Genomic DNA, 25,634 nt, shown 5'->3' with positions numbered 1-25,634 from the left:
AAGACTGCTTACCCGCTCAGGGGTGCTTTGGCCCAGGCCTCCAAACTTTCCCACATTTATCCACTCTGACCCACTGTATCACACTATAGAAATACGCAAAACCCCGCCAAAACCGCAACAAACCAGACAAAAACCCAGCAAATCAGGCAGTTACAAATACATTAACGAGTGGGTAAAAATGGAAAACCTGAACAAAATGAAGCGCCTGCCCGTCGATGATGAGAATCTTCTTAACAAATAAAAAAAGATTCACAGAAGACAAACAGCATCAATCCGACAACAACAAACTGAAAAAGCAAAGAAGATAGCCATGAAACTGGCAGAAGGCAGATGTTTACCAAAACACCTGAAAGAAAAAAGGCCCGCAAGATGGCCTGTAAGCCGGGTTCTGTTCAGCTTCAAAGAAGCCTCGACAGCCATTCATCTGGGATGCACGTCGCCGTACACCTCAAGCAACCTACCCGTGTTCAGCGCGGACCACGCCAAAGAACACCTATTTGGTCTTGCTCCGAGTGGGGTTTACCCTGCCATGCGCTGTTACCAGCGATGCGGTGCGCTCTTACCGCACCCTTTCACCCTTACCGATCAGCAAAGCTGATTTAGGCGGTCTACTCTCTGCGGCACTTTCCGTAGGCTTTCGCCCCCCAGGCGTTACCTGGCACTCTGTCCTGTGGAGCCCGGACTTTCCTCCCTCCCCAACCATGTAAACACAATTGAGAACAGCGACTGTCCGGCCATCTTGCGGACGGCGGAGAATACCGGAACCCCCGATGCGCCTCAAGCCCGTATTTTGACTATTTTTCCCACTTCGGGTCGAAACGCGTAAATAACACCCCATGCTCTCAAACATTGCCCATGACTTTATTCTGCTGTTCGCAGTCATCGACCCAGTCGGAAGCCTGCCTCTTTTTCTCTCCGTAACCCGCCGCTATTCGCCAGAGAAAAAGGCCGCCATCGCCTTGCGGGCTGCGTTTTACAGCGCACTGATCATGTTGGGATTTTTACTGGTCGGGCAAATGCTGTTACACGCCATCGGTATTCGTCTTGGCGCATTTCAGATCGCTGGAGGAATCGTACTGTTTTTATTCGGCCTGCAAATGATCTTCAAACCCGAACAGGAAGAATATACAGGCGGACACAGCGAACCCGGTCACGATGTCGCTGTTTTTCCATTAGCGATTCCCTCACTGGCCAGCCCGGGCGCTTTAACAGCCATTATTATTTTAACGGACAACCGCCTCCACCCTCCGATCGAGCAAAGCATTACCGCCTTATTAATGTTGATGGTATTACTGTTTGCCTGGCTGCTTATGCGTGCAGCTGATCGAATTTTCAAACTATTGGGGGAGAACGGCACAGCAGTATTGGTTCGCGTTATGGGACTGCTGGTAACAGCACTGGCCGTCGAGATATGCATTGAGGGGCTGGCCAGCCTGCACTGGCTGACCTTGCCGCCAGACTAAGGTTGCTAAAAAACCTCAGTCGCCTTTTAATGCCAACCCTGCCTTATAAAGAGGCTTGGACTTAAGGCCGGTTAGTTTCGCTGCAATCTGGCTGGCCTGCTTCAACGGCAACTCTTCAACCAGCACCGTCATAATTCGCAAAGCTTCCTCAGTCACTTCCTCATCAAGAATGTCAGACTTAGGCGCCCCCTGCACCAGCACGACAAACTCACCACGCTGCTGATTGGTATCTTCTGCCAGAATCTTCTGCAACTCGGCAACCGTGCCCGACAAAACTGTTTCAAACGTTTTGGTCAGCTCCCGGGCCAGCACCAATCGACGATCGCCACCCAGAACGGTGAACATATCATCCAGCATATCGGTAATACGATGCGGAGACTCATACACGATCCAGGTATGAGCAAAATCTGCCAATTCCGTTATGCGCTTGCGCCGACCGGAACCCTTAGCCGGCAAAAAACCTTCAAAAAAGAAACGATCGGAAGGCAGGCCCGACACACTCAGCGCCGCCACCATCGCACAGGCACCCGGAACCGGCACAGCCTTCAACCCTGCTTCACGCACAGCATTGACGAGGTGATAACCCGGATCAGAGATCAGAGGCGTGCCAGCATCCGACACCAACGCAACCGATTCACCCGCCTGCAGACGCTTTACAATCTGCTCACTGCGCTCACGTTCGTTGTAATCATGGCAGGCCAATAACTGACGACGGATGCCAAAATGACCAAGCAGCTTGGATGTATGGCGGGTATCTTCCGCCGCAATCACATCCACACTCATCAGAATATCTTTCGCTCTTGGAGACAGGTCGGCCAGATTGCCAATCGGCGTCGCTACCACATAGAGCTCACCGGCTACCGCTTTATCACTCATACAAAAACCTTATTGCCAACCTTTCCAAATCCATTCCGGGCATTATCACCCAGGAAAACCTTGCGGAGACTGTGGAGCCCCTGAACCGTCTCAGTTAAAATCCAGTGCTAATCCACCCATTTTGCCAGAAGGGCCTCCACAACGTGAGTTCACAGCACTGGATCAAAATCTTATTACTCGCGCTGCCCCTGTCATTTCTGGCAGCCTGCTCGTCCCAGCCAAAGCCGGGCACACAGATCGACTCCGGCACAACTGCTGCCATAGAGAATAACAGTGAGCAGCTGATCAAAGCCGCCGAACAGGCACGCGAACCAAAACGCAGCGCACTTTACCTAAAAGCGGCCAACCTGCTTATTTCCAGCAATCCGCAAGAAGCTGTCAGCCTGTTAAGCATTGTTAACGAATCCCAGCTGACCGCCGCAGACAACAATCTGTTTCGCCTGCTGAACGCGCAAGGCTATATCAAGCTTAATCAGCCGACTACCGCCAAAGCCTGGCTGAATGCTGTCGATTACAACCGCCTGCCTTCCCAGCTGCAACGCAAATTCAACCTTTTGAGCGCCCAACTGGCTGGCCTGGAAGGTCAGTACCAGATTGCCATCAACATTCTTAGTCAGGCTCTGGATAACCCGTCCACACCGAAAGAAACCTACACCCAACTCTGGGACTACCTGCTGCAACTCCCGACAGAAGAACTTGAGCTGCTTCTTAGCAACAACACTAATCCGGCCATGCAACCCTGGCTGGAACTTGCCGACATCTACCGGACACCTTCCGAGCTGTCTCAGCAGCTGGCTGAAATTGCCAGCTGGCAGATGCGCTGGATTAACTCCCAGGCTAATAAAAACCTGCCAGCAAGTATCATTGCCCTGCAAACAACACCCGCCTACAAGCCGGCACACATCGCTGTGCTTTTGCCTCTAACCGGCCCACAAGGAGCTGCGGGAGGTGCGGTTCGTGACGGCCTGCTTGCCGCCTACTACAGCTCCTTCTCCCGCACGACCAACATAACGCAACCTGAACTGACCTTTTACGATACCGAAGGACAGAACCCTGCCGCACTGTTAACCCAGGCTCAGGCAGAAGGTGCGGAACTGATTATCGGCCCACTGCGCCGCAGCGTAGCCAGTGACGCTCTGGCAAGCCAGACCAGCGTAACCGTACCTTGGCTGATCCTGAACCAGGTTTCCGAAGCAGGCTTTGAAGCTCCTATTTACCAACTGGGACTCTCCTCAGAAAGCGAAGCCAAAACTTCCGCACAGCGCGCTTGGGAAGATGGCTATCGCAGCCCGATCATTCTGGCCGTGGATAGCGAATGGGGGCAACGTGTTGCAGAAAGCTTTAATGAGGAGTGGGTTCGCCTGGGTGGAGAAACCATCACCCCTTACAGCTACAAAAGCAATGGCGACTACAACAGCTCTACCAGTGAAGCTCTACTGGTCAACGGCAGCTTCAAACGCGCCAACAGCCTCAGCCGCCTGCTGGGACAAAAAGTGGAGTATACGCCAAGACGCCGTGAAGATATCGATATGATCTTTGTTGCTGGCAGCCCATCCCAGGGGCGTCAGCTCAAGCCGGCATTGGATTTTTACTTTGCCTACAACCTGCCTGTTTACACCATCTCCAGCATGTACAGCGGCCAGGTGGATAGCATTCAGGATCGCGATCTGAACGACATCCGAATCCCCCTGATGCCATGGTTTACCGAGCGCTCCAATCTCAAATCCAGCATCCAGTCCAGCTGGAGAGAGAGCCAGAGCGCGCTCGCTCCACTCTATGCTTTGGGTGCAGATGCCTGGCGCATTTATCCCCGTCTGGAACAGTTGGCTCAGTCCGATGGCGCCAAGATGTACGGACTCACCGGCATGCTGACTATCTCGCCGACCCGAGAGGTCAACCGTGAATTGAGCTGGCAATATTTCCGAAATGGTCGACCATCAACCCTGACCAAAGAAGCCAGCCTCAATCCGGACTTTAAAATCGATGTTCTGGACATCCAAAATCAGGAACAAGAAGGGATATGACGCAGAAAATCAGGCTCTCGCTCACCTGCTGAGTGAGGGCCTGAAACTTAGAGAGCGCAATTACGCCTGCAAACTGGGTGAACTCGATCTGGTTATGCAGGAGCAGGAAACCATTGTTTTTGTTGAAGTCCGTTACCGAAACGGTGAGAAATTTGGCTCAGCAGCGGAGTCCGTTCACCACCAAAAACAGAAGCGCCTCTGCAATACAGCTCAACATTACTTGCAAACTTTCAAACTCACTGACAGATTTCCCTGCCGTTTTGATACAATCACCATCCAGCCAGCATCACCACCTGACAAGGGAAATAAGGTAAGCTGGATAAAAAACGCCTTTGGAGCCTGAAAGCATCACACCTATATTTTTTGTGAAATGTTTTCATGGTAAACAATCTGTCTGAGAACATTATTTTCCGGACGAAAGCGGATCACCAGGACCCAGTGACATGCTTGACCACATAACCAGTCACTTCTCGGACAGCATTGATGCACAAATACGCGCCGCGGAAGAACTTCCCCCACTGATCGGCCAGGCGGCCGAGCTGATGGTTCATTCATTAATTAATGAAGGGAAGATCCTTGTCTGCGGCAATGGCAGCTCCGCTGCACTGGCACAGATTTTTTCCTCCAGCCTGCTTAACCGCTATGAGCGTGAACGTCCTGGGCTGCCAGCTATTGCCTTAAGTACCGACACTTCAACGCTGACATCCATCTCCAGCGACTACAGCTATCACGAAGTGTTCTCCAAGCAGATTCGTGCACTGGGCCAGCCCGGCGATGTGCTCCTGCTGATCTCCGCCAGCGGGCAATCCTCCAGTCTGGTTCAGGCCATTCAGTCAGCTCACGATCGTGAGCTTTCCGTTATCGCCCTGACCGGAATGGATGGTGGCAACTGCACACGACTATTGCAGAATGAAGATGTCGAGATTCGCGCCCCGGCACAAAGCGAGCCTCGCATCCACGAACTGCACATGGTGATCCTGCACTGCCTGTGCGACCTGATCGATGAATATCTTTTTGGCAGTGCTGAGTAAGCACGCAAAGCGGTAATTACAGGGACAAAACAATATGAAAATCTTACTGCCACTTGTGGCCTGTGCACTGCTTGTTTTGAATGGCTGCGCAACCACTGTATCCGCCGTAAAAGAAGGGCCAATACACGAAGACCAGGGCAGCCGCACCTGGGGCTCCTGGATGGATGACCAACGGATAGAAACCGTGGTCGCCGTCAATATCGACAAGGCCAATCCGGACCTTAAAAAAAGCCATATTGTAGTGGTCAGCTTTAATGGTTATGTCCTGCTGGCCGGACAGGTGCCAACCGCAGAGCTGAAACAGGAAGCCGGCTCGATTGCTAAACAGGCCCTGAAAGTTCGCAAAGTGATCAATGAACTGGAGATTGCCGGACCAACCACAAGCCTGGTGCGCTCCAGCGACACCTGGCTGACCACCAAAATCAAAGGCCGCATGGTTGCCGAAAAAGAGTTCCCATCCTCTCGCGTCAAAGTGATTACCGAGAATGGCATTGTCTATTTAATGGGGCTGGTTACATCTGGTGAAGCAGATCAGGCAGTTGCCCTTGTTCGCGATTCCTATGGCGTACAAAAAATCGTGAAAGTGTTTGAATACATCCGCTGATTTCAAACCCTTCAAATAAATAAGCCCGCTTTCGCGGGCTTATTTATTTCACAACCTTCAAAGATGGTCGACCACCACCTTTTGGCGGAGGCGGCGTCTTGTCATCATCAGAAGAATCAACAGACTTTAGAGCAGTAACCGGCTTCAACGCAGATTCCACTACAGGCGCATCCTCGACAATCACACCCTCTTCCTGCTCTGGGTAAGCATCCATCTCGAACACCATACCCTGACCATTCTCGCGGGCATAAATCGCCATCACACCATCCGACGGCACATACACGTGATAGGCCACACCACCAAAACGAGTCATAAAGGAGATTGCATCATTACCCAGCTCCAGCTCACGAACAGCCAAAGGTGAGACATTCAGCACCACCTGATCATCATCCGCAAAGCGATCCGGCAGATGCACTCCCGGCCAGTGGGAATCCACCAGAAGGTAAGGAGTACAATCGTTCTCCACAATCCAGTCATACAAAGCCCGGATAATATAAGGACGACTGCTCGTCATACTCATGAAACAACCTCTACCAGATAACTATCGCCAACCTAAACATGGCAGCCAAAAACAGTCAGCAACAAAAAAGGGAGTGTATAACCACTCCCTTCAGTGTAAATCAGAAATGAGCGTTAGACGCGCATTTCCTTTTCAACTTCGGACAGACTTTCGCGGAAGGATTCACGCTCAAACAGTCGGTCTGCATAAGCCAGAATATCCTTGGCCTGCTTTGGCAGCTCGATACCCATAATAGGAAGACGCCACAGCACTGGAGCCACACAGCAATCCACCAGTGTGAATTCTTCACTCATAAAGAACGGCTTTTCGGAGAAGATCGGAGAAATACCGATCAAACCTTCACGCAGCTCTTTACGGGCCTTGGTGACAGCAGCTTCTTTGCTGGCCGGATTCAGAATGGTATCAGCCAGTGCACACCAGTCCTTCTGGATGCGATGCATCATCAGACGGCTTTGCGCACGAGTAACCGGATAAACCGGCAGCAGCGGCGGATGAGGGAAACGCTCATCCAGATACTCCATCATTACGTTTGGCTCATACAGCACCAGATCGCGATCAACCAGGGTTGGAACGGTGTTGTATGGGTTGATATCTGCAAGTTCCTGAGGCAAGGCGTTAGGATCAACGTCCTGAATATCGACAGCAACTCCCTTCTCTGCCAGAACAATGCGAACCCGATGGCAGTAATGATCCGCCGGATCGGAGAAGAAGGTCATTGAGGAACGCTTGGCGACTACGCCCATCTATTTACCCCCGCCTGAGGTCTTTCGTGAAACGGTAAGCCCAGCCACACAAAACCACACTCTCATTCAATCCTGAAGATGATGATCTGGCATGGTGACTGATGCAAAGAATGAAACGCGCGTGCTTACCATTTTTAACGGTAAGCACGCGCCAATCCGGAATTGTACCAGATTATAGGAGTTAGTGAACGTCCTTCCAGTACTCCCGCTTCAGCAGATAGGCAGGAACAAAGAAAATGGCCAGGAAAATCAGTACATAGATCCCCAGGCGCTCACGCTCCATCTTCACAGGATCGGCACTGTAGGCCAGGAAGTTCACCAGATCATACATAGCCTGATCGAACTGCTCAGGGGTCATGCTGCCCTTGATCGACGGATCCGGCTCCAGACCACAGAGCTTCTCGCCGGTCAGAGTGTCACGCTCAGCAACCTGACCATTACAGGTATCAATCTGAGCACCCTGCAGCTCCAGCAGTACGTGTGGCATACCCACGTCCGGGAACACCTTGTTGTTCACACCCCATGGACGCTTTGGATCCATGTAGAAGGTGCGCAGGTAGGTGTACAGCCAATCCGGGTTACGAACACGGGCAACCATGGTCAGATCCAGAGGGGTAGTACCGAACCAGGCTTTAGACTCGGCCGGCTCCATACCATTCTTCATCAGATCGCCAATATTACCGCCAGCCGGCATCAGATTGGCTTTCATCAGATCATGAGGAATACCCAGATCATCCGCTACACGCTCATAACGCTGATAACTGGTTTCATGACAGGCAAAGCAGTAGTTCATGAAGACCTGAGCACCACGCTGAAGAGACGCCTTGTCTGCCGGGTTTGGCTCCATCTTATCGAGAGGATAGCCACTGCCACCGGCAGCAAACGCCCCCATCGGCACGCTCAGAGCCAATACCGCGATAACTTTTTTGAACAGAGTTATTTTTTTCATTATCCGGTCACCCTCTCCGGCACTGGCTTGGTTTTCTCCATAACTGAATAGAAAGGCATCAGCAGGAAGAAAGCGAAGTAGTAAACCGTACAGATACGAGCGATCAAGGTATAGGTTTCAGTCGCTGGCTTGGTACCCAACCAGGTCAGGATCATGAACACAATACCGAACACAATAATGTTGATACGGAAGAACGGACCCTTGTAGCGCCAGGATTTCACCGGACTCCGATCCAGCCATGGCAACACAAACAGAATCGCGATCGCACCACCCATACCGATAACACCCATCAGCTTGTCAGGGATAGCCCGCAGGATGGAGTAGAAGGCACCGAAGTACCATACTGGAGCGATATGATCAGGCGTCTTCAGACTGTTGGCCGGCTCAAAGTTCGCGTATTCCAGGAACATACCGTTCATTTCCGGGAAGAAGAACACCACGGTACAGAACACAAACAGGAACACCACCACACCAACGATATCTTTCACGGTGTAGTAAGGGTGGAAACCAATGCCGTCCAGCGGCTTACCGGTCTCATCCTTGAACTTCTTGATATCGACACCGTCCGGATTGTTAGAGCCCACTTCGTGCAGTGCCACCAAGTGCATAACCACCAGACCGAGAATCACAATCGGCAGGGCTATAACGTGCAGTGCAAAGAAACGGTTCAGGGTAATACCGGAAATCAGGTAATCACCTCGAATCCACTGCTGCAGATCAGCACCAATAACCGGAATCGCACCAAACAGAGAGATAATTACCTGTGCGCCCCAGTACGACATCTGCCCCCATGGCAACAGATAACCCATAAAGGCTTCTGCCATAAGCGCCAGATAGATGGCCATACCGAAGATCCAGATCAGCTCCCGCGGCTTACGGTAAGATCCGTAAAGCAGTGCACGAAACATATGCAGGTAGACAACAACAAAGAATGCCGATGCCCCGGTGGAATGGAGATAGCGCAGCAGCCAGCCGTATTCCACATCACGCATGATGTATTCAACGGAAGCAAATGCACCTTCTGCACTTGGCACATAACTCATGGTCAGCCAGATACCGGTCAGGATCTGGTTAACCAGAACCAACAGGGCCAGCGAGCCGAAGAAGTACCAGAAATTAAAGTTCTTGGGCGCATAATATTTGCTGAGATGCGCCTCCCAGGTGGACGTGAGCGGGAAACGCTCATCTATCCATGCAAGCAGTTTCGGTCCCATCAGGCGCTCTCCTCGTCAACACCGATTATCAGCACGTCATCGCCCTGGAAGGAGTAAGGGGGCACCTCCAGGTTGGAAGGAGCAGGAACCCCTTTGTAGACGCGGCCCGCCAGGTCAAACTTTGAACCATGACACGGACAGTGATAACCACCCTTCCAGGCCGGATCGAAGTCCATAGGAACGACCTCAGGAAGGAATTTCGGAGAACAACCCAGATGCGTGCAAAGACCCACCAGCACCAAAATATCCGGACGGATAGAGCGGTACTCATTCTTTGCATACTCAGGCTGCTGATCAGCATTGCTTGATTCAGGATCCAGGACGCTGGCGTCCAGAGCCTTAATATTGTTCAGCATCTCGTCAGAACGACGTGCTACGAAGACTGGCTTCCCCCGCCACTCCGCAACGATTTGCTGACCAATTTCAAGCTTGGCAATATTGACTTGCACCGGTGCACCGGCGGCTTTGGCCTTGGCACTTGGATTCCAGGACTTAACAAACGGTGTCGCGACCCCCACGGCTCCCGCCGCGCCGACAACCGATGTGGCTCCTATCAGGAAGCGGCGCCGACCCACATTTACGCCGTCTTGACTCATTCGGCTTTCTCCCCACCAGGGTTTATTGCTTGTACGGCATGCCTGCCGGATTGGAGCGGAGGGCATGGTAGTTAATTTCGTTTTTATCAACAAGCAACAGGCATTCACCTTATCGCCCTACGCGCTGCCCGAAATAATATAGGTTTTATTGCATAATGTTAATGCGCTAAGCCGGAAGAAATACCATATTTTTTGTATGTCTTCTTTTTCACGGGCATTTTCTTATCAGGGAAGCACCAATTTGGAGCATAAATTGCAGGCATAAAAAAACGCCCTGCCAGAGGCAGGGCGTTTTTGTACTCGATATACCCAGAGGGTATAAGCAAGCAGGTCTTAACGCTTGGAGTACTGCGGACGCTTACGCGCCTTGTGCAGACCAACCTTCTTACGTTCAACCATACGAGCGTCACGAGTAACGTAGCCAGCTTTACGCAGAGCACCACGCAGGGTCTCGTCGTATTCCATCAGGGCACGAGTGATACCATGACGGATAGCACCAGCTTGACCGGAGTCACCACCACCTTTAACGGTGATGTACAGATCGAACTTTTCAGTCATCTCAACCAGTTCCAGCGGCTGCATAACAACCATGCGGGAGGTTTCACGACCGAAGTACTCGTTCAGAGTACGACCGTTGATGCTGATGTTGCCGGTACCAGCGCGCAGGAATACACGTGCGGTGGAGTTTTTGCGGCGACCAGTTCCGTAGTTCTGAGTAACAGACATATTAATCCCCGTTAGATATCCAGTTGCTGAGGCTGCTGAGCAGTGTGCGGATGTTCAGTACCAGCGTACACTTTCAGCTTGCGCTGCATGGCGCGACCCAGAGGATTACGAGGCATCATGCCTTTAACAGCCAGCTCAATTACTTGCTCAGGCTTGTGGGCAATCAGCTTGTCGAAACTCATGGACTTGATGCCACCGATGAAGCCAGTGTGACGGTAGTACATCTTGTCAGATGCCTTGTTACCAGTTACACGTACTTTCTCGGCATTGATAACTACGATGTAGTCACCAGTGTCCACGTGTGGAGTGTATTCCGGCTTGTGCTTGCCGCGCAGACGGTGTGCAATCTCGGAAGCCAGACGGCCCAGAGTTTTGCCTTCCGCGTCTACGACGTACCAGTCACGCCGTGCGGTTTCTGCTTTAGCGCTAAAGGTTTTCATTTAATTCCTATCGCCTCAATGCTCGCCATGCGAGATGGTTTCTGTTCGCCTACCCTGTTGATCCGCACCAGGCTCGATAACGGCCCTCAGGCTCGGCAACAAACATTGGGCACTCATTCGCGGGAAACGAAGCCGGCTATTATAGCGAGTCAAATTTATATGGGAAGCCCTCTGGGCTACAGAAAAACAGGACTCTCCGCAACTACTCCTGCTGATTCCCCTTATCAGCCTGTGACCCTTCAGTAAAAACATCCATAATGGGATGTATTTTCCGGAAAACCCACAATTCAAAGAATCACTCCTATGAAATACCGAAAGCTTGGCCGTACCGATACAGAGGTTAGTCTGATTTGCCTGGGCACAATGACCTGGGGGGAACAAAACACTCAGGAGGAGGCCTTTTCCCAGCTGGATTATGCCTGGGAGCGGGGAGTGAACTTTCTGGATACCGCCGAAATGTATCCGGTCCCTCCTAAAGAGGAAACCTACACCCATACCGAAACTATTATCGGTAACTGGCTGAACAAACGCGGCAAGCGTGACGATGTCATTGTTGCCACAAAAATCTGTGGCCCCGGCTTCGCTTACATGGATGGCGGTCGCCGCTTTAATCGTAAGCACCTGACGGCCGCACTCGATGGCAGCCTGCGCCGCCTGCAGACTGATTACATTGACCTCTACCAGCTGCACTGGCCAGACCGTAACACCAATAACTTTGGTCAGCGTGGTTTTGTCTTTAATGAACAGGAGCAGGCTACCCCAATCGAGGAAACCCTTGAGGTTATTGATGAACTGGTGAAAGCCGGCAAGATCCGCCACATCGGTCTTTCCAACGAAACCCCTTGGGGAACCATGCAGTTTCTCAAGATCGCCGAAGAGCGTGGCTGGCCAAGAGCTGTGAGTGTGCAGAATCCTTATAGTCTGGTATTCAGAAGCTACGAAGTGGGCATGGCTGAAATCAGCCACCGTGAAGATATTGGCCTGCTGGCCTATTCTCCACTGGCCATGGGTGTACTGAGCGGCAAGTATTTGGATGGTGCCCGCCCGGAAGGCGCTCGCCTGACTCTTTATTCACGCTTCAAACGCTATAACTCACCCGGTGTGGAAAAGGCTACTAAAGCTTACGTTGAGCTGGCACGTGACAATAATCTCGACCCTGCCCAGATGGCACTCGCCTACGTTAACAGTCGCAGCTTTATGACCAGTAATATTATTGGTGCCACAACCATGGAACAGCTCAAGGATAATATTGATTCGGTCACCCTTGAGCTTTCTGATCAGGTTCTCGAAGACATTGAAGCGATTCATCGACAATACCCCGATCCCGCAGCCTGATTTAAATACTTCCCTTCCAATTCTGTGGTGTTTTAAACACCACAGAATCAACCCCACTCTTTTCCTATTAATTAAAACTTGCCCAATTCCCTTTCGTGGTCTGGACTAGCAGCTCTGCTGTTGCACGAAATGCGGGGTGAGTGCCTATGGCTTTGTTAAGGGACTTTTTAAAACCTCCAGCCCATATCCCACGATTGCCTCAACGGGATATTGATAACACCTATAAAAGAATGCGCTGGCAAATGATGATAGGGATTTTTATTGGCTATGCCGGCTACTATCTCATCCGAAAAAATTTCTCCCTCGCAATGCCCAATCTGATTGCTCTTGGTTATACCAAGGCGCAACTCGGATTTGCTCTTTCAGGCGTATCTCTCGCCTATGGCCTCAGTAAATTTTTAATGGGCAATGTCTCGGACCGCAGCGACGCCCGTAAATTTATTGTGCTAGGTCTCAGCATCAGCTCTTTGGTCACCATTTTTATGGGCACAGCGGATATTGCCACCAGCAGTATTACCAGCATGTTTGTTCTGCTATGTCTGAGCGGCTGGTTCCAGGGAATTGGCTATCCCAGCTGCGTAAGAGTAATGGCGCACTGGTTCACCATTCGTGAGCGCGGGGTCAAGATGGCCATCTGGAATACCGCACACAATGTGGGCGCCGGACTGGTCGGCCCCCTCGCCATACTTGCAGTGTTTTTATTCCATGACTGGCAGAGCAAAATCTTTCTCCACGGCTATGTCGCTCTGGCTTTCGCACTGGTCACCTGGTTTCTGGTCAGAGATACACCGCAATCCTGTGGATTACCAAGCGTGGAAGAGTGGACCGGTGAATACCATAAGTCCTACTCAGAAGATCATGAGCGGGAAATGACAGCTCGGGAAATATTCTTTGAGCATGTCTTCAATAACAAACTGCTCTGGTATCTCGCCTTCGCCAACATCTTCGTTTATCTGGTGCGCTATGGAGTGCTGGACTGGGCCCCCACCTACCTGGAGGAAGCCAAGAACTTCTCCATGAGCCAGACCGGCTGGGCCTACTTTGCCTATGAGTTTGCCGGCATCCCTGGAATCCTGATTACCGGCTGGCTGAGTGACAAGGTGTTCTATGGTCGCAGAGCCCCCATCAATATCATCTTTATGCTGCTCGTAGCCGTCGCCGTGTTTATCTACTGGCAGAACCCGGCTGGCAATCCAGCTATTGATATCGCCTGCCTGATTGTCGTTGGCTTTTTAATCTATGGTCCTGTCGTTCTGATCGGCGTACAGGCGCTTGATATGGCCCCGAAAAAAGCTGCGGGCACGGCGACAGGTCTGACTGGCCTGTTCGGTTATCTGGGCGGAGCCATGTTCGCCAATATTGCCATGGGCTTTATTGTGGACAGCTTCGATTGGAGCGGCGGTTTTATCGTACTGATCGCCTCTTGCATCATGGCGGCACTTTTGGTCGCCCTGACACTCAAAGAGGAGAAGACCGAAAAAGCCGAGCTCTACGGTCACGATGTGCCTGAATAGGGTTTCATAACCTTACACAACGAAACTGGTGGCAGTGGGACTGACGGTCTAATTTCAGTCTTTAATCTGGGATCGTCTTTCCATGCCAGCCAAAAACCATAGTGCCAACGTTTGCGCCAACAACAGGCCCGAGGCATGGTGGCAGGGTTTTCTCTCTCCACCGCCTGCAGCTGCACCACTGACCGCCAGCGATGTAGACCCCACCTATAAGCGCCTTCGCCTGCAGGTGTTTCTGGGCATATTTCTTGGTTATGCCGGTTATTACCTGGTCAGAAAAAATTTTAGCCTGGCGATTCCTGATCTTTTGGCCATGGGCTATTCCAAGACGGAGCTCGGCTTTGCCATGTCGGGCGTTGCTATCGCCTATGGCCTTAGCAAGTTTGTTATGGGCACCATCTCGGATCGCAGCAATGCCCAGCGCTTTCTTTCTCTTGGGCTTGCCCTCACCGCTGCCACCATGATTTTTATGGGCCTTGTTCCCTGGGCACTTTCCAGCATCCCTATTATGTTTGGCATCCTGATGATCAATGGCTGGTTTCAGGGTATGGGCTGGCCGGCCAGCGGACGGGTGATGGTGCATTGGTTTTCACCATCCGAACGCGGCTCCAAGATGGCGATCTGGAACCTTGCTCATAATGTAGGAGGCGGCCTGATCGGCCCCTTGGCTATTTGGGGTGTGGCTCTGACCGCGAGCTGGCAAAGTGCATTTTATATTCCCGGTATCTGCGCTCTGTTTCTGGCAGCCATTACGCTGGTTCTGGTCAAGGATACGCCACAATCCTGTGGCCTCCCTCCCATAGAACACCATCGCGATGACTATACCGCTCACTATAATCGCAGCCATGAGCAGGAGCTCTCTACACGGGAAATCCTTCTCAAGCATGTCCTGAACAACACCACACTCTGGTATATCGCACTGGCTAATGCCTTTGTCTATCTGGTGCGTTATGGCGTACTGGATTGGGCTCCCACCTTTCTGAACGAAGCCAAAGGCTTCCAGATTCAACAGTCAGGCTGGGCCTGGTTCGCCTTTGAGTTCGCCGCCATTCCCGGCACTCTCGCCTGTGGCTGGCTCAGTGATCACGTCTTTGGCGGACGAAGGGCACCAGCCAATATTGTGTTCATGCTGCTGGTTCTGGGAGCGGTGTTGGTTTACTGGCTTAATCCTGCCGGCAACCCTGCCATCGATAACATCGCCCTTATAACCATTGGTTTTTTAATTTACGGCCCGGTCATGCTGATCGGTGTACAGGCACTGGATCTGGTTCCCAAAAAGGCGGCAGGTACCGCTGCAGGTCTGACCGGGCTCTTTGGCTACCTCGGCGGCGCGATGCTGGCCAATGTCGCCATGGGCTTTATTGTCGACACGCTTGGCTGGGATGGTGGCTTCTGGCTGCTGATAGCCTCCTGCATTATGGCTATCCTGTTTATGCTGTTGAGCCTGCCAAGGGAGTTCAGCAGGTAGTCCAATCTGCAGTCAAAGGTTTTGCCATGTCGAAGCGCATTCTTATCCCTATAGCCGATGGCACTGAAGAGTTGGAAGCCGTCACTATCATTGATATTTTGCGCAGAGCAGAATGTGATGTGACTGTTGCCTCCTGTAGCCATAGCCCGAACATCACCGCCTCGAGAGGTGTTTCCCTTACCGCCGACAAGATGATTGCCGAATGTCTCAGCACATCATGGAATATGATTGCCCTTCCGGGAGGCATACCCGGAGCAGAGAATCTGAGGGACAGCACTTCACTGACACATCTTCTCAAAACACAAAAAAATGAGAACCGCTGGATTGCAGCCATCTGCGCTGCTCCTGCTGTCGTTTTAGCACACCACGGCCTGCTCGATAACGTGACGGCCACCAGCTATCCCAGCTTTCAGGATCAACTTCCCAATCCGGAACCGGATCAGTTGAAAACCGTCATCACCGATCCTGCTCAAAAGATTATTACCAGCCAGGGGCCTGGCACAGCCATGTCGTTTGCTCTGGCTCTGGTCACCGTATTGGCAAGCAGAGAGAAGGCCGATCTTATCGCTCGGCAGATGTGTGCCTGGCATCTTTTATAAGGCTTCCTGACGACACAGCAGCCTCCCAAGGCTTCTACTAATCTTGTAAAGACATTTCGTCAGCTGTCGAACTCATTTAATTAGCGTGCATTTAATTAACGAGAACCTTCTGCCACAAACATCACGGCATTCAGCCAAAGGCTGTGGTGAGCATTGCTGAACGAGGACACAATGGAGCTTGTATTTTTCGCCGCTGTCGGGGGCCTGGTCTTTATAGTTAATCGTTATGCTGACTTTCTCGCGGATCAGAGAGCCGGAGCAGCATTTGAGCAGGTGCATGAAGTGATTGCCAATGTCAGCTATTTCGGAAAGTCGTCCCATCCGGTCTGCAAGCAGCACTATTCCGAAACGATTATTCCCTTCTGCCCAGCGCTAACCCATGACTTCAAGGTTCTTAGCCTGACCGAATGCGGACACTGGTTCTGGTTTTCTGCCCGGGTTTATCTGTTCAGAGTAGAAACCATGGTCGTTAAGCCGATCTCTCTCGAAGAGGCACGGGAAGCACTGAAGGATGACCCGGAACGACTAAAACACTATTTCCCGGAATCATCCACCGACATGGATTCTAAAAAGAGCGCCTGATCTAAGGCTATGAGCTGGGCTTGGGAAGAAACTTCACATTCCAGGCTTCCAGATAATCCGTCCCTTCAATATTCGTACAGCCCTGTCGAAAACTGGTGAATTCGATCGGCAGCTTTTTGGTCATGGAATCATAAAGCGTAAGAAAAGCTGTTCTCTCCCAGCGCAGAATAATTGTTTTGGCCTGCGGGCAGTTGGACTTCGGCATAGGCGTCACATCCAAGTAGATAAAGGCCGGAGGGCGGGTCACGCTTTGATACATCGAATGAATATAAACCGGTTTGGCGACTGCCAAGCCAGCCCATAAACAAGCACTACCGAACGTAAGTGCAGACAGTTTCAAAGCTGATCGTCTCATTGTCTCTCCCTGATAATTTTGCTTTTACCAAGGTTAGAACACATCCTGAAAAGAATACGCTGAAAGCCGCACCCTTAAAGCAAACAAGCCCATCCGAATAACGGATGGGCTTGTCAGGTTTTACCAGAAATTTTTGGCTTTCAGACTATCAGCTTGCCTGCTTGGCCAGCTCTTCTGCCCGCAGATCTTTACGCAGGATCTTGCCAACAGGAGTCATTGGCAGTTCATCACGGAACTCAATCTGCTTGGGAACCTTGTAGGCGGTGAGATGCAGTTTGCAGTATTCACGCACAGCGTCTTCAGTCAAAGACTTGTCTGAAGGAATCACAAACAGCTTCACGGCTTCGCCAGTCTTCTTGTCCGGAATACCAATCACGGCACAGTTCTCAACACCGTCATGGCCAACCACAACATCTTCGATTTCATTCGGGTAAACATTAAAGCCGGAAACCAGAACCATATCCTTGATACGGTCAACGATCTTGACGAAGCCATCCTCTGCGATAACAGCCACGTCACCAGTCTTCAGCCAGCCGTCTTCATCAAAGATCTCAGCGGTTGCATCCGGACGCTTCCAGTAGCCCTTCATCACCTGCGGACCTTTCACGCACAGTTCACCAGGCTTGCCGATTGGGGTTTCATTACCTTCATCATCGACAGTTTTCAGTGCAGTGCTTGGTACTGGAACACCCACAGTGCCGGGCTGAGCCAGCTCCTGAACCGGGTTGATGGTTACAGCCGGGGAGCACTCTGTCAGACCATAGGCTTCAGAGATGGTCGTGCCGGTCGCTTCTTTCCAGCGCTTGCCGGTGTCGCCTTGCAAAGCCGTACCGCCAGACAGGGTCAGCTTCATTTTGCTGAAATCACAGGTTTTGAATTCCGGGTGATTCATCAGGCTGACAAACAGAGTATTCAAGCCAATAAAGCCGGTGAACTGCCACGGCTTGATCATCTTGATAAACATGCTGGTATCACGGGGGTTGGCAATCAGAATGTTGTGATTACCTTCCTCTACCATAGCCATCAGGTGCACGGTGAACGCGTAGATATGATACAGCGGCAGTGGTGCCACAATAATCTCTTCGCCTGGCTTGTTGATGCGGTTTCCATCTTTATCCAGCTGGGAGAGATGCGCCTTGGACTGCATCATGTTGGCAATAATGTTGCGGTGAGTCAGCATCGCGCCTTTGGCTACACCAGTGGTACCACCGGTGTATTGAAGTACCGCAATATCGTCACCTTTGGCTGACTCCGGACGCACATAGCTCTTGCCAGTGCCCAGTTTCAGAGCCTTACGGAAACGCACTGCGCTTGGCAGGTTGTAAGGCTGAACCATCTTCTTCACATACTTGGCGGCGAAGTTGATCAGCGGGCGTTTTGGCGCAGGTAGACAATCGGCAATACTGGTAACAATCAGATGTTCAACCGGCGTATCGGTAATAATTTCCTCAACCAGATGTCCAAACACATCCATAAATACCAGAGCGCGGGCACCGGAATCATTGAACTGGTGATGCATTTCCCGAGCGGTGTACAGAGGATTGGTATTCACAATGATCAAGCCTGCCTTCAGTGCCCCGTATACGGCTATCGGGAACTGAAGCAGGTTTGGCATTTGAATAGCAATCCGGTCTCCCGGCTTGAGATCGGTGTAATTTTGCAGATAGGTTGCGAACTGGGTACTGAGCTCGTCAATATCCCGGTAAGTCAGGGTATGGCCTATACCCGTGAAAGCGGCTTTATCAGCGTTTTTGCGGACTGACTCTTCAAAAACCTCAAGAATCGAAGCGTATTTATCAGGGTTAACGGTATCCTGAACGCCTGGAGCACGCTTACCATTCCAGAACTGAGCATCCATAAGCGAATCACTTTTTTTGTTATCAAATCATTTTCGCGGCAACATCACACTACCGGTGACCTTGCCTGTATTCAATACAGCCACAAAGCCATCCTTCTCCGGGCGATCATCACTCACATAAAAACATGTGAAATTGACACATACGCCACTTCCCCCATGCCCGGCAGTCAATGGTTACCCCCTGACTGTCTGCGAGCCTAAGCTCACAGAACGCGACCATAATAGCGAGAAATAAGTATTAATTCTAAGATTGTTGGTATTTTTCCCGAGAAAATGCACTTTTTTGGGTCCGAATGATCATACTTAAACACGCTACACAGAGCCGTTTCTGGAAACACAATAATAATTTCGCAACCCTGTGTAAGTACTCTGTATGAATGCTATCGGCATAGCTCTAAACCTTGCCAACCGCTTTGCGGGATCGGATTTCGCTGAGCGTACCCGCCTGAGAAAGCCGGCTGAGAAACTGGCTTATATTGTCACTCGCCGTGGGTTTTCTGCGGTTATAAAAAGCCAGGGTGCTCTCTCTAAACGCAAGGCCAAAACAAACAAAGACAAACAATCTCAAACCAGTCAAAAGCCCTCTTCATTATTTGATCTGAATCTCTCGGAAGAGCAAATGATGATCAAGGATAATGCGGCACGGCTGGCAGAACGCCTGCGGGAAGAAGCCGCTTCTTCAGCGATTGATCGCAAACCTTCCGAAGCTATCTGGAACGAGTTTGATGAGCTGGGTGCCGGTTATTTTATTCTGCCGGAAGATCTGGACGGTATGGATATGGCCCACGCATCTGAAACCTGGATGCTGCTGACTGAAGAGCTCGCCCGAGGCGATATGGGACAGGCTCTGGCTCTGCTCTCCCCGGTATCTGTGGCCTTGGCTATCAGCCGCTGGGGGCAATCTGGATTACAACACACCTGGCAGTCCAAACTCATTGAGAGCGGCCGCGTGCAGGCTTCCGTTGCTCACCAAGAAACCGGTGTGAACAGAAATGATGCCCAACCCTCCTGCACTGCCCAGAAAAAAGGCAACAGCTACCGGTTGAATGGTCATAAAACCATGGTGCCCATCAGCCAGAGCGCCGAGTTCTTTCTGGTTTCCGCCTCCCTGAAAGACAAGACCTTTCTGTTCCTGGTACCTCGCAACAGTAAAGGTGTAACTGTTTCCCAACTACCGTCCATGGGGCTGCACAGTGCCGATCTTGGCCAACTGCATTTAAAAAACGTCGATATCCCTCTCTACCATTGTCTGGATGCCGGAAACTTTGATGCCCAAGAGTGGCTTGCCCGCAGTCAGGTTGCAGCCGCGACGCTGGCAACAGGAACGGCACAAGCCATCCTTGATTACGTTGTGCCCTACTGCAATGACCGCAAAGCCTTTGGTGAGCCCATCACTCACCGTCAGTCTGTCGCCTTTATGATTGCCGATATGGCCACCGAGATTGAAGGGATGCGTCTGTTAAACAGCCGTGCGGCCAGCCGTGCCGAACGCAACATGGATTTCACCAAAGAAGCACGTCTGTCTTTCCTGCAAGCCACCAGCAAAGGTATGCAGGCAGGTACTGATGGTGTCCAGCTGTTGGGCGGCCATGGTTTTATCCAGGAACATCCGGTTGAACGCTGGTATCGGGATCTTCGCGCTACGCCACTTCTGGCTGGCAGCCTGATTATTTAACGAGAATTCAAAGAGGAAATTTTATGTATCTTGAAATTCCCGGAAAATTCAAAGGGCTGGTCGGTCAGGCGCATCAAGTCGCAAGGCAGGTTTTCCGCCCTATCTCCCGAAAATACGATCGGGCTGAACACGACTATCCCGTTGAGCTGGATATGCTCGCAGCTCTTCTGGATGCCATGAACGATGCCACCGGCGGCATTGCGGGTTCAGGCAAGCTGAGCCAGCAGAAGCATTCAGAAGGTGTTCGTAATGGCACCAATATGTCCACGGTGCTTGGCTTGATTGAACTCTGCTGGGGCGACACTGGTCTGGCTTTAAGCCTGCCACGGCAAGGTTTGGGCAACTCCGCTATCGCTGCCGTTGCCAATGATGAACAACTCCAGCGGTTTGGTCATAAGTGGGCAGCGATGGCAATTACCGAGCCGGAAGCCGGTTCGGACTCAGCGGCCATACGCACCACGGCTATTGCTGATGGTGATGACTACATCATCAATGGTGAAAAGATCTATGTAACCAGTGGCGAGCGCGCTGAGGCGGTTGTTGTCTGGGCATCACTCAACCCGAATATCGGTCGTGCTGCGATAAAGTCTTTTGTCGTGGAAAAAGGCACTCCGGGGATGGAAGTTGTACGGCTTGAGAAGAAGCTGGGCATCAAGGCTTCGGATACCGCCGCCATCACCTTTACCAACTGTCGCGTTCCCAAAGCCAATCTGCTGGGTAATCCCGAAGTAGATACCAAAAAAGGCTTTGGCGGTGTGATGCAGACCTTCGACAACACACGCCCGGTGGTAGCTGCCATGGCCATAGGTGTTGCCCGCGCATCGCTGGAACGAACCCAAGAGCTGTTACTGAACAAAGGCTTGAACTACACCAAGTCGGATCAGGATCTAACCGCACTGGAAGCCAGCCTGCTGGAAATGGAAGCCGACCTGGAAGCCGCTAGACTGCTAACTCTGAAAGCCGCTTGGATGGCAGATAACGGTCAGCCGAACTCGAAAGAAGCCTCTATGGCGAAAGCGAAGGCCGGACGGGTTGCCAATCATATTACTCTTGAGTGCACGCGACTGTGCGGTCCGGCTGGCTATCTCGAAGATGAGTTGCTGGAAAAGTGGGCTCGTGACTCGAAAATTCTGGATATTTTTGAAGGGACGCAACAGATACAGAAACTGATTATCGCTCGTCGAATACTGGGCAAATCATCTTCTGAATTGAAGTAACGGACTCTCTCCGACGTATTGATAAGAGTTCCAAAGGCCTAAATCTCTCACAAGGGCATAGCTATGACAAAAACAACAATAACAAGTGTCGAACATCGCCCACCACGGCTGGTTAATTTGTGGAATATTATCCGTTCCCAGCCCGCGATCGTGCCCAACATCCCGAAAATCGCCAAAGGTTTGTATAACCTCTTGAGCGTCAAGCCCAGCCAGAAAAAATCGATCGGCCGGTTGCTGGAACAGCAGGCTCAACGCTATCCGGATAGCCCTTTTCTGGTTGATGACACGCAACAGCTCAGTTATCACCAGGCCAACTCAACCGTAAACAGACTGGCCCACCTTTTACAGCAACAGGGCGTCGGCAGTGGTGACGTGGTCGCACTGTTTCTGGAAAACCGTTGTGAGCTGATGCTGGCCTCTCTGGCCGCTCTAAAGCTGGGCGCGGTAGCGACCATGCTGAATACCAGCCAGCGTCAGGATGTGCTTCTGCACAGTATTAATATCACCAACCCGAAGCTGGTTGTTGTTGGTGAAGAACTGGTTTCCGCCCTTGAGCCGATTCGCAATAAGCTGCCTGAACAGCTTGGCGATAACCTTTGGTATATCCCAGATAACTCCAGACAGCCAACGCCAACCGGTTACCGTGACCTCTTCAAGCATGCAGAAACGCAGCCTGATAATAACCTCGCTGCGACCCGTGAAGTCTGCCTCCACCAGCCGGCCTTTTATGTGTTCACCTCTGGCACCACCGGCATGCCCAAAGCCTCGATTATGAGCCACTATCGCTGGTTCAAAGCAATGGGCGGTATCGGTATGGCATCCATGTATATCCGTAAAGACGATGTCTTCTACTGCGCGTTGCCGCTCTATCACAACAATGCTCTGAGCCTGACGCTCTCGGCAGTGTTGGGCAACGGAGCGCAGATGGTGATTGCCAGAAAGTTCAGTGCCACACGCTTCTGGGATGATATTCGCAAACACAAGGTCACAGCCTTCTGTTATATCGGAGAGCTGTGCCGCTACCTCTACAACCAGCCAGCTCAACCGGATGATGCCAATAACTCCCTGCGGGTGATTCTTGGCAACGGTCTGCGCCCGGATATCTGGATGCCCTTCAAAGAGCGTTTTGGTATTCCCCATATCAACGAGTTCTATGGCGCCAGTGAGGTCAATCTGGTTTTCACCAATGCTCTGAATCTGGATTGCACTGCCGGCTGCTGCCCTCTTCCTCACGCCATTGTTAAATGGGATGTGGAAACAGATAAGCCGGTGCTGGATAAACGTGGACGCATGCAGAAAGTCAGCACAGGAGAAACCGGCCTGTTGCTGGCCAAGGTGACCGATAAAAGTCCGTTCGATGGCTACACATCCAATGATGCGACCGAAGGTAAGCTGCTGCGCAATGTGTTTAAAAATGGCGACAGCTATATCAATACCGGCGATCTGGTCATCAAACAGGGCTTTATGCATATTGCCTTTGCTGACCGTCTAGGCGATACCTTCCGCTGGAAAGGGGAAAACGTGGCCACAGCAGAAGTGGAAAGCATTATTAACCGCTATCCCGGTATTGAGCAGGCTGTGGTTTATGGTGTCGATGTACCGGGAGCCGATGGCAAAGCCGGCATGGCTGCGCTGACTCTCGACTGCACCATTGCCGAGCTTTCTCTGCAGGATCTCACCAGCTATCTGCGCAATGAACTGCCCGTGTATGCCGTGCCACTTTTTATTCGTATTCGTGAACAGCAGAAGATGACTTCAACCTTTAAGTACCAGAAGGTGGAGCTGAAAAAGGAGTCGTTTGATGTGGATGCCGTTAAGGAACCGATACTCACACTTCTGCCGGAAGAGGCCCGTTATCAGCCTCTGACCCACGATCTGCTCACCCAGATCAACAGCCAACAGATCCGCCTTTGAAAGATGCCCCGCAAGGGGCTCTTTTATTTCCTCTACTTATTCCCAGTGGAAATATCCAGATCTCTCACATAACCTTTCTTAATCAGGGAATATCTATTTCCATGAAGGCTTTGGATCGCCGCAGGATGCCGCCGATACTTTAATTAAGTCGCCATTTCAGCACGTTACGGATAACGACGATGGCAGATGTCTGGGCCCTTAAAATTTTGTCCGGCCCCCATGTAGGGGCGGAAATCACACTTGATCCCGGCACCTGGATTCTTGGCCGGCATGAAGAGTGTGACCTTGTACTGACCGATGAAACTCTGGCCGAACGCCAGCTGGAGCTTCTGGTCGGTGCCGAAGGCGTGCAGGTCACAAACCTCGCCCATGGCCAGAGCATCACCATTTCCGGGCAACCTCAACCAGATACTTTCAGCCTGCCTTCGCATACGGTTGCGATGGCCGGCAGCCTCTACTTTGCTGTTGGCGTTATTGGCCAGCCCTGGCCAGAGCTTAACCTCGGCGGTCCACCAACAGCCGCCCCTCAACCGGCAATGCCGCAGCCACAACCAGTCCAGCCTGCACCGGCTCCGACTGAAGTTGCTCCCGATCCTGCTATTCCCATAGTGGATGATCAAGTGGATGAGGACGAGCTGGCCCAGCTACAAAACCTTGATAATGATCTCGCGACCGAAACAGAATCATCTCCTTCAGCCATCGATCGCTTTCTAAGCCGCTTTGCCGGTCAGAAGTTTGATCTGCTCGGCTGGTGCAGGAATCACCCCTTTATTGTTGGTGGATCGGCGCTTGGGCTGTTTATGTCCTTTCTGATTGGGGGCTTTGCCTGGCTCTGGGCCATGACCGACCCGGAGCAGACGGCACTCGATAACATCACCCCAGCTCAGAAAGCCGAGCAGATTATTACCCAGATGAATTTTTCTGATCTGCGCCTGAAGAAACTGCCTGACGGTTCGGTGCTTATCTCCGGGTATGTGGCAGACAATATTATGAAGAACAATCTGCAGCAGGCTCTAAATACCGCTCAGGTGCCTTATAACTTCCAGGCCGTAGTTATGAACGAGATGCGAGCCACAGCCGCGTCGGTACTGGATCAGTATGATTTCAAGCAGATGAATATCGAGCTAGATACAACGCCCGGCTCACTGGTGCTCAGCGGCTATGCCTCTAATCCCAAAGAGGTCAGCCGTATCCGTGATGTGCTGCAACAGGAAGTTCACGGCCTGATCTCTATTGTCGATCAGGTTCAATATCAGGCTACTCGCCTGAAAGCCTTACGCACCATGCTTAAGGAAAAGAACCTGAATCAGCTAATCCGATTAATGGAAACACCCGGCAAGGTTGTACTCAAGGGCCGACTGGCCGATGCCTCACAGGGATACTATCTGAAAGAGGTAGTTCAGGACTTCCGGGAGAAGTACAAGCGCCCTGAACTGGTGATTGATGTCACGCTGCCTGCAACCGATCTTGCCACCATGCAGCCACTCTTGAAGATCAAAAGTGTGAGCCTTGGCCGCATACCTTATGTGATTCTCGATAATGGCGAGAAATATCTGCGCGGAGCAAAGCTTAAAAACGGTTATATACTGGAAGGTATCAACCTTGAATATCTGACCCTGCGTCTCGGTCAGGAACGGATCAAGTATTTTATTGGAGGAGGGAGCCATGGCGGACAATGATTTTGTTTCGCTGTCAGTCACGGAAGATCGCCTGTCGACCGACAAAGATGGTAAGCACAAGCAACAGCTTCTGGCGCAATTGAATCAGGATCTGGATACCGTCAGAAAAAAGCGTAACAGCGGTCTGGCTCCGGATGAATTTGCCTGCGCTGATGCCTTAATTGACGCGATTGATGATGCCATCAAGGTTGTAGAGCTCACCTGGCATAAACATCACGATAATAAAAAGACTCACTAGCCGCAGTCCCTTGGGCT

General features: G+C 51.5%; 25 protein-coding genes and 1 other RNA gene. 15 read left to right on the top strand and 11 right to left on the bottom strand.

The annotated features are described in order from the left end of the window. Positions 1-361 precede the first annotated feature (361 nt). An RNA gene (gene rnpB, locus EHSB41UT_RS01800) (RNase P RNA component class A) lies at positions 362-742 on the bottom strand. Positions 743-836: 94 nt separating this feature from the next. On the opposite strand from rnpB, the gene EHSB41UT_RS01795 reads away from it, so the two are divergent. Beyond that, on the top strand, positions 837-1,463 hold the full coding sequence (locus EHSB41UT_RS01795; RefSeq protein ID WP_087106307.1) for a MarC family protein: 627 nt from the start codon (positions 837-839) through the stop codon (positions 1,461-1,463). A 15-nt stretch (positions 1,464-1,478) separates the two neighbouring features. On the opposite strand, the gene rsmI is transcribed toward EHSB41UT_RS01795, so the two are convergent. Beyond that, entirely contained in the window at positions 1,479-2,339 is an 861-nt protein-coding gene (gene rsmI / locus EHSB41UT_RS01790; RefSeq protein ID WP_087106305.1) for a 16S rRNA (cytidine(1402)-2'-O)-methyltransferase, read from the bottom strand. A gap of 143 nt (positions 2,340-2,482) precedes the next feature. Between rsmI and EHSB41UT_RS01785 the strand changes: the two genes are divergently transcribed. The 4 genes from EHSB41UT_RS01785 (at position 2,483) to EHSB41UT_RS01770 (ending at position 5,998) form a co-directional block, all read left to right on the top strand. Continuing rightward, positions 2,483-4,363 carry a penicillin-binding protein activator gene (locus tag EHSB41UT_RS01785; protein WP_165767119.1) on the top strand — a complete coding sequence of 627 codons (1,881 nt, stop codon included), beginning with the start codon at positions 2,483-2,485 and terminating at the stop codon, positions 4,361-4,363. Beyond that, positions 4,323-4,706 carry a YraN family protein gene (locus EHSB41UT_RS01780; RefSeq protein ID WP_087106301.1) on the top strand — a complete coding sequence of 128 codons (384 nt, stop codon included), beginning with the start codon at positions 4,323-4,325 and terminating at the stop codon, positions 4,704-4,706. The genes EHSB41UT_RS01785 and EHSB41UT_RS01780 overlap by 41 nt, the downstream gene beginning before the upstream one ends. Before the next feature lie 100 nt (positions 4,707-4,806). Further along, entirely contained in the window at positions 4,807-5,394 is a 588-nt protein-coding gene (locus EHSB41UT_RS01775; RefSeq protein ID WP_087106299.1) for a phosphoheptose isomerase, read from the top strand. Between the two features lie 34 nt (positions 5,395-5,428). Further along, complete coding sequence (locus EHSB41UT_RS01770) at positions 5,429-5,998, top strand: BON domain-containing protein (protein ID WP_087106297.1); 570 nt, start codon at positions 5,429-5,431, stop codon at positions 5,996-5,998. Positions 5,999-6,041: 43 nt separating this feature from the next. Here the strand turns inward: EHSB41UT_RS01770 and EHSB41UT_RS01765 are convergent, their stop codons facing one another. The 7 genes from EHSB41UT_RS01765 to rplM form a co-directional block, all read right to left on the bottom strand. Further along, a complete protein-coding gene (locus EHSB41UT_RS01765) occupies positions 6,042-6,518 on the bottom strand; it encodes a ClpXP protease specificity-enhancing factor (RefSeq protein WP_207626537.1) in 477 nt (158 codons plus the stop codon). 113 nt (positions 6,519-6,631) lie between these two features. Then, on the bottom strand, positions 6,632-7,261 hold the full coding sequence (locus EHSB41UT_RS01760) for a glutathione S-transferase N-terminal domain-containing protein (protein WP_087106295.1): 630 nt from the start codon (positions 7,259-7,261) through the stop codon (positions 6,632-6,634). A gap of 181 nt (positions 7,262-7,442) precedes the next feature. Beyond that, positions 7,443-8,210, bottom strand: a complete 768-nt coding sequence (locus tag EHSB41UT_RS01755) for a cytochrome c1 (RefSeq protein ID WP_087106293.1) — start codon at positions 8,208-8,210, stop codon at positions 7,443-7,445. Further along, on the bottom strand, positions 8,210-9,424 hold the full coding sequence (locus tag EHSB41UT_RS01750) for a cytochrome b (RefSeq protein ID WP_087106291.1): 1,215 nt from the start codon (positions 9,422-9,424) through the stop codon (positions 8,210-8,212). The genes EHSB41UT_RS01755 and EHSB41UT_RS01750 overlap by 1 nt, the downstream gene beginning before the upstream one ends. Continuing rightward, on the bottom strand, positions 9,424-10,020 hold the full coding sequence (gene petA / locus EHSB41UT_RS01745) for a ubiquinol-cytochrome c reductase iron-sulfur subunit (protein WP_087106289.1): 597 nt from the start codon (positions 10,018-10,020) through the stop codon (positions 9,424-9,426). Before petA ends, EHSB41UT_RS01750 begins: the two co-directional genes overlap by 1 nt. A 333-nt stretch (positions 10,021-10,353) precedes the next feature. Beyond that, positions 10,354-10,746, bottom strand: coding sequence for a 30S ribosomal protein S9 (gene rpsI, locus EHSB41UT_RS01740; protein ID WP_087106288.1), 393 nt, complete (start codon positions 10,744-10,746; stop codon positions 10,354-10,356). An 11-nt stretch (positions 10,747-10,757) separates the two neighbouring features. Continuing rightward, positions 10,758-11,186: a 50S ribosomal protein L13 gene (rplM, locus tag EHSB41UT_RS01735; protein WP_087106286.1), complete on the bottom strand. Its 429-nt coding sequence runs from the start codon at positions 11,184-11,186 to the stop codon at positions 10,758-10,760. 303 nt (positions 11,187-11,489) lie between these two features. Here rplM and EHSB41UT_RS01730 point away from each other — a divergent pair, with 303 nt between their 5' ends. From EHSB41UT_RS01730 to EHSB41UT_RS01710, 5 genes are all read left to right on the top strand, one after another. Next, positions 11,490-12,521, top strand: coding sequence for an NADP(H)-dependent aldo-keto reductase (locus EHSB41UT_RS01730; protein ID WP_087106284.1), 1,032 nt, complete (start codon positions 11,490-11,492; stop codon positions 12,519-12,521). A gap of 146 nt (positions 12,522-12,667) precedes the next feature. Then, entirely contained in the window at positions 12,668-14,035 is a 1,368-nt protein-coding gene (glpT, locus tag EHSB41UT_RS01725; RefSeq protein ID WP_087106282.1) for a glycerol-3-phosphate transporter, read from the top strand. Positions 14,036-14,117: 82 nt separating this feature from the next. After that, positions 14,118-15,500: a glycerol-3-phosphate transporter gene (glpT, locus tag EHSB41UT_RS01720; RefSeq protein WP_087106280.1), complete on the top strand. Its 1,383-nt coding sequence runs from the start codon at positions 14,118-14,120 to the stop codon at positions 15,498-15,500. A gap of 26 nt (positions 15,501-15,526) precedes the next feature. Continuing rightward, positions 15,527-16,099 carry a DJ-1 family glyoxalase III gene (locus EHSB41UT_RS01715; protein WP_087106278.1) on the top strand — a complete coding sequence of 191 codons (573 nt, stop codon included), beginning with the start codon at positions 15,527-15,529 and terminating at the stop codon, positions 16,097-16,099. Between the two features lie 171 nt (positions 16,100-16,270). Continuing rightward, on the top strand, positions 16,271-16,681 hold the full coding sequence (locus EHSB41UT_RS01710) for a hypothetical protein (RefSeq protein WP_087106276.1): 411 nt from the start codon (positions 16,271-16,273) through the stop codon (positions 16,679-16,681). A gap of 7 nt (positions 16,682-16,688) precedes the next feature. Here EHSB41UT_RS01710 and EHSB41UT_RS01705 read toward each other — a convergent pair whose 3' ends face one another. Both EHSB41UT_RS01705 and EHSB41UT_RS01700 read right to left on the bottom strand, forming a co-directional pair. Further along, positions 16,689-17,036, bottom strand: a complete 348-nt coding sequence (locus tag EHSB41UT_RS01705; protein ID WP_133060355.1) for a hypothetical protein — start codon at positions 17,034-17,036, stop codon at positions 16,689-16,691. A 148-nt stretch (positions 17,037-17,184) separates the two neighbouring features. Next, a complete protein-coding gene (locus EHSB41UT_RS01700) occupies positions 17,185-18,894 on the bottom strand; it encodes an AMP-binding protein (RefSeq protein ID WP_087106272.1) in 1,710 nt (569 codons plus the stop codon). Positions 18,895-19,267: 373 nt separating this feature from the next. Here EHSB41UT_RS01700 and EHSB41UT_RS01695 point away from each other — a divergent pair, with 373 nt between their 5' ends. From EHSB41UT_RS01695 to EHSB41UT_RS01675, 5 genes are all read left to right on the top strand, one after another. Further along, on the top strand, positions 19,268-20,569 hold the full coding sequence (locus EHSB41UT_RS01695) for an acyl-CoA dehydrogenase family protein (RefSeq protein ID WP_087106271.1): 1,302 nt from the start codon (positions 19,268-19,270) through the stop codon (positions 20,567-20,569). 23 nt (positions 20,570-20,592) lie between these two features. Then, positions 20,593-21,786, top strand: coding sequence for an acyl-CoA dehydrogenase family protein (locus tag EHSB41UT_RS01690; RefSeq protein WP_087106269.1), 1,194 nt, complete (start codon positions 20,593-20,595; stop codon positions 21,784-21,786). Positions 21,787-21,849: 63 nt separating this feature from the next. Continuing rightward, entirely contained in the window at positions 21,850-23,700 is a 1,851-nt protein-coding gene (locus tag EHSB41UT_RS01685) for a long-chain-acyl-CoA synthetase (RefSeq protein WP_087106267.1), read from the top strand. Between the two features lie 179 nt (positions 23,701-23,879). Then, positions 23,880-25,379 carry a type III secretion system inner membrane ring subunit SctD gene (gene sctD / locus EHSB41UT_RS01680; protein WP_087106265.1) on the top strand — a complete coding sequence of 500 codons (1,500 nt, stop codon included), beginning with the start codon at positions 23,880-23,882 and terminating at the stop codon, positions 25,377-25,379. After that, on the top strand, positions 25,366-25,617 hold the full coding sequence (locus tag EHSB41UT_RS01675; protein WP_087106263.1) for an EscE/YscE/SsaE family type III secretion system needle protein co-chaperone: 252 nt from the start codon (positions 25,366-25,368) through the stop codon (positions 25,615-25,617). Before sctD ends, EHSB41UT_RS01675 begins: the two co-directional genes overlap by 14 nt. Positions 25,618-25,634 lie beyond the last annotated feature (17 nt).

The organism is Parendozoicomonas haliclonae (genome assembly GCF_900174585.1).
GTDB classification, from domain to species: domain Bacteria; phylum Pseudomonadota; class Gammaproteobacteria; order Pseudomonadales; family Endozoicomonadaceae; genus Sansalvadorimonas; species Sansalvadorimonas haliclonae.
This window is presented reverse-complemented; position numbering and strand designations above follow the sequence as displayed.

What these genes read in the sequence shown, in the direction of transcription:
- rsmI (WP_087106305.1), bottom strand. Translation starts at nt 2,339, where the DNA reads ATGAGTGATAAAGCGGTAGCCGGTGAGCTCTATGTGGTAGCGACGCCG.
- glpT (WP_087106280.1), top strand. Translation starts at nt 14,118, where the DNA reads ATGCCAGCCAAAAACCATAGTGCCAACGTTTGCGCCAACAACAGGCCC.
- rpsI (WP_087106288.1), bottom strand. Translation starts at nt 10,746, where the DNA reads ATGTCTGTTACTCAGAACTACGGAACTGGTCGCCGCAAAAACTCCACC.
- EHSB41UT_RS01685 (WP_087106267.1), top strand. Translation starts at nt 21,850, where the DNA reads ATGACAAAAACAACAATAACAAGTGTCGAACATCGCCCACCACGGCTG.
- rplM (WP_087106286.1), bottom strand. Translation starts at nt 11,186, where the DNA reads ATGAAAACCTTTAGCGCTAAAGCAGAAACCGCACGGCGTGACTGGTAC.
- EHSB41UT_RS01705 (WP_133060355.1), bottom strand. Translation starts at nt 17,036, where the DNA reads ATGAGACGATCAGCTTTGAAACTGTCTGCACTTACGTTCGGTAGTGCT.
- EHSB41UT_RS01675 (WP_087106263.1), top strand. Translation starts at nt 25,366, where the DNA reads ATGGCGGACAATGATTTTGTTTCGCTGTCAGTCACGGAAGATCGCCTG.
- EHSB41UT_RS01690 (WP_087106269.1), top strand. Translation starts at nt 20,593, where the DNA reads ATGTATCTTGAAATTCCCGGAAAATTCAAAGGGCTGGTCGGTCAGGCG.
- EHSB41UT_RS01750 (WP_087106291.1), bottom strand. Translation starts at nt 9,424, where the DNA reads ATGGGACCGAAACTGCTTGCATGGATAGATGAGCGTTTCCCGCTCACG.
- sctD (WP_087106265.1), top strand. Translation starts at nt 23,880, where the DNA reads ATGGCAGATGTCTGGGCCCTTAAAATTTTGTCCGGCCCCCATGTAGGG.
- EHSB41UT_RS01795 (WP_087106307.1), top strand. Translation starts at nt 837, where the DNA reads ATGCTCTCAAACATTGCCCATGACTTTATTCTGCTGTTCGCAGTCATC.
- EHSB41UT_RS01695 (WP_087106271.1), top strand. Translation starts at nt 19,268, where the DNA reads ATGAATGCTATCGGCATAGCTCTAAACCTTGCCAACCGCTTTGCGGGA.
- EHSB41UT_RS01755 (WP_087106293.1), bottom strand. Translation starts at nt 8,210, where the DNA reads ATGAAAAAAATAACTCTGTTCAAAAAAGTTATCGCGGTATTGGCTCTG.
- EHSB41UT_RS01700 (WP_087106272.1), bottom strand. Translation starts at nt 18,894, where the DNA reads ATGGATGCTCAGTTCTGGAATGGTAAGCGTGCTCCAGGCGTTCAGGAT.
- EHSB41UT_RS01765 (WP_207626537.1), bottom strand. Translation starts at nt 6,518, where the DNA reads ATGAGTATGACGAGCAGTCGTCCTTATATTATCCGGGCTTTGTATGAC.
- EHSB41UT_RS01775 (WP_087106299.1), top strand. Translation starts at nt 4,807, where the DNA reads ATGCTTGACCACATAACCAGTCACTTCTCGGACAGCATTGATGCACAA.
- glpT (WP_087106282.1), top strand. Translation starts at nt 12,668, where the DNA reads ATGGCTTTGTTAAGGGACTTTTTAAAACCTCCAGCCCATATCCCACGA.
- petA (WP_087106289.1), bottom strand. Translation starts at nt 10,020, where the DNA reads ATGAGTCAAGACGGCGTAAATGTGGGTCGGCGCCGCTTCCTGATAGGA.
- EHSB41UT_RS01780 (WP_087106301.1), top strand. Translation starts at nt 4,323, where the DNA reads ATGTTCTGGACATCCAAAATCAGGAACAAGAAGGGATATGACGCAGAA.
- EHSB41UT_RS01730 (WP_087106284.1), top strand. Translation starts at nt 11,490, where the DNA reads ATGAAATACCGAAAGCTTGGCCGTACCGATACAGAGGTTAGTCTGATT.
- EHSB41UT_RS01770 (WP_087106297.1), top strand. Translation starts at nt 5,429, where the DNA reads ATGAAAATCTTACTGCCACTTGTGGCCTGTGCACTGCTTGTTTTGAAT.
- EHSB41UT_RS01710 (WP_087106276.1), top strand. Translation starts at nt 16,271, where the DNA reads ATGGAGCTTGTATTTTTCGCCGCTGTCGGGGGCCTGGTCTTTATAGTT.
- EHSB41UT_RS01715 (WP_087106278.1), top strand. Translation starts at nt 15,527, where the DNA reads ATGTCGAAGCGCATTCTTATCCCTATAGCCGATGGCACTGAAGAGTTG.
- EHSB41UT_RS01760 (WP_087106295.1), bottom strand. Translation starts at nt 7,261, where the DNA reads ATGGGCGTAGTCGCCAAGCGTTCCTCAATGACCTTCTTCTCCGATCCG.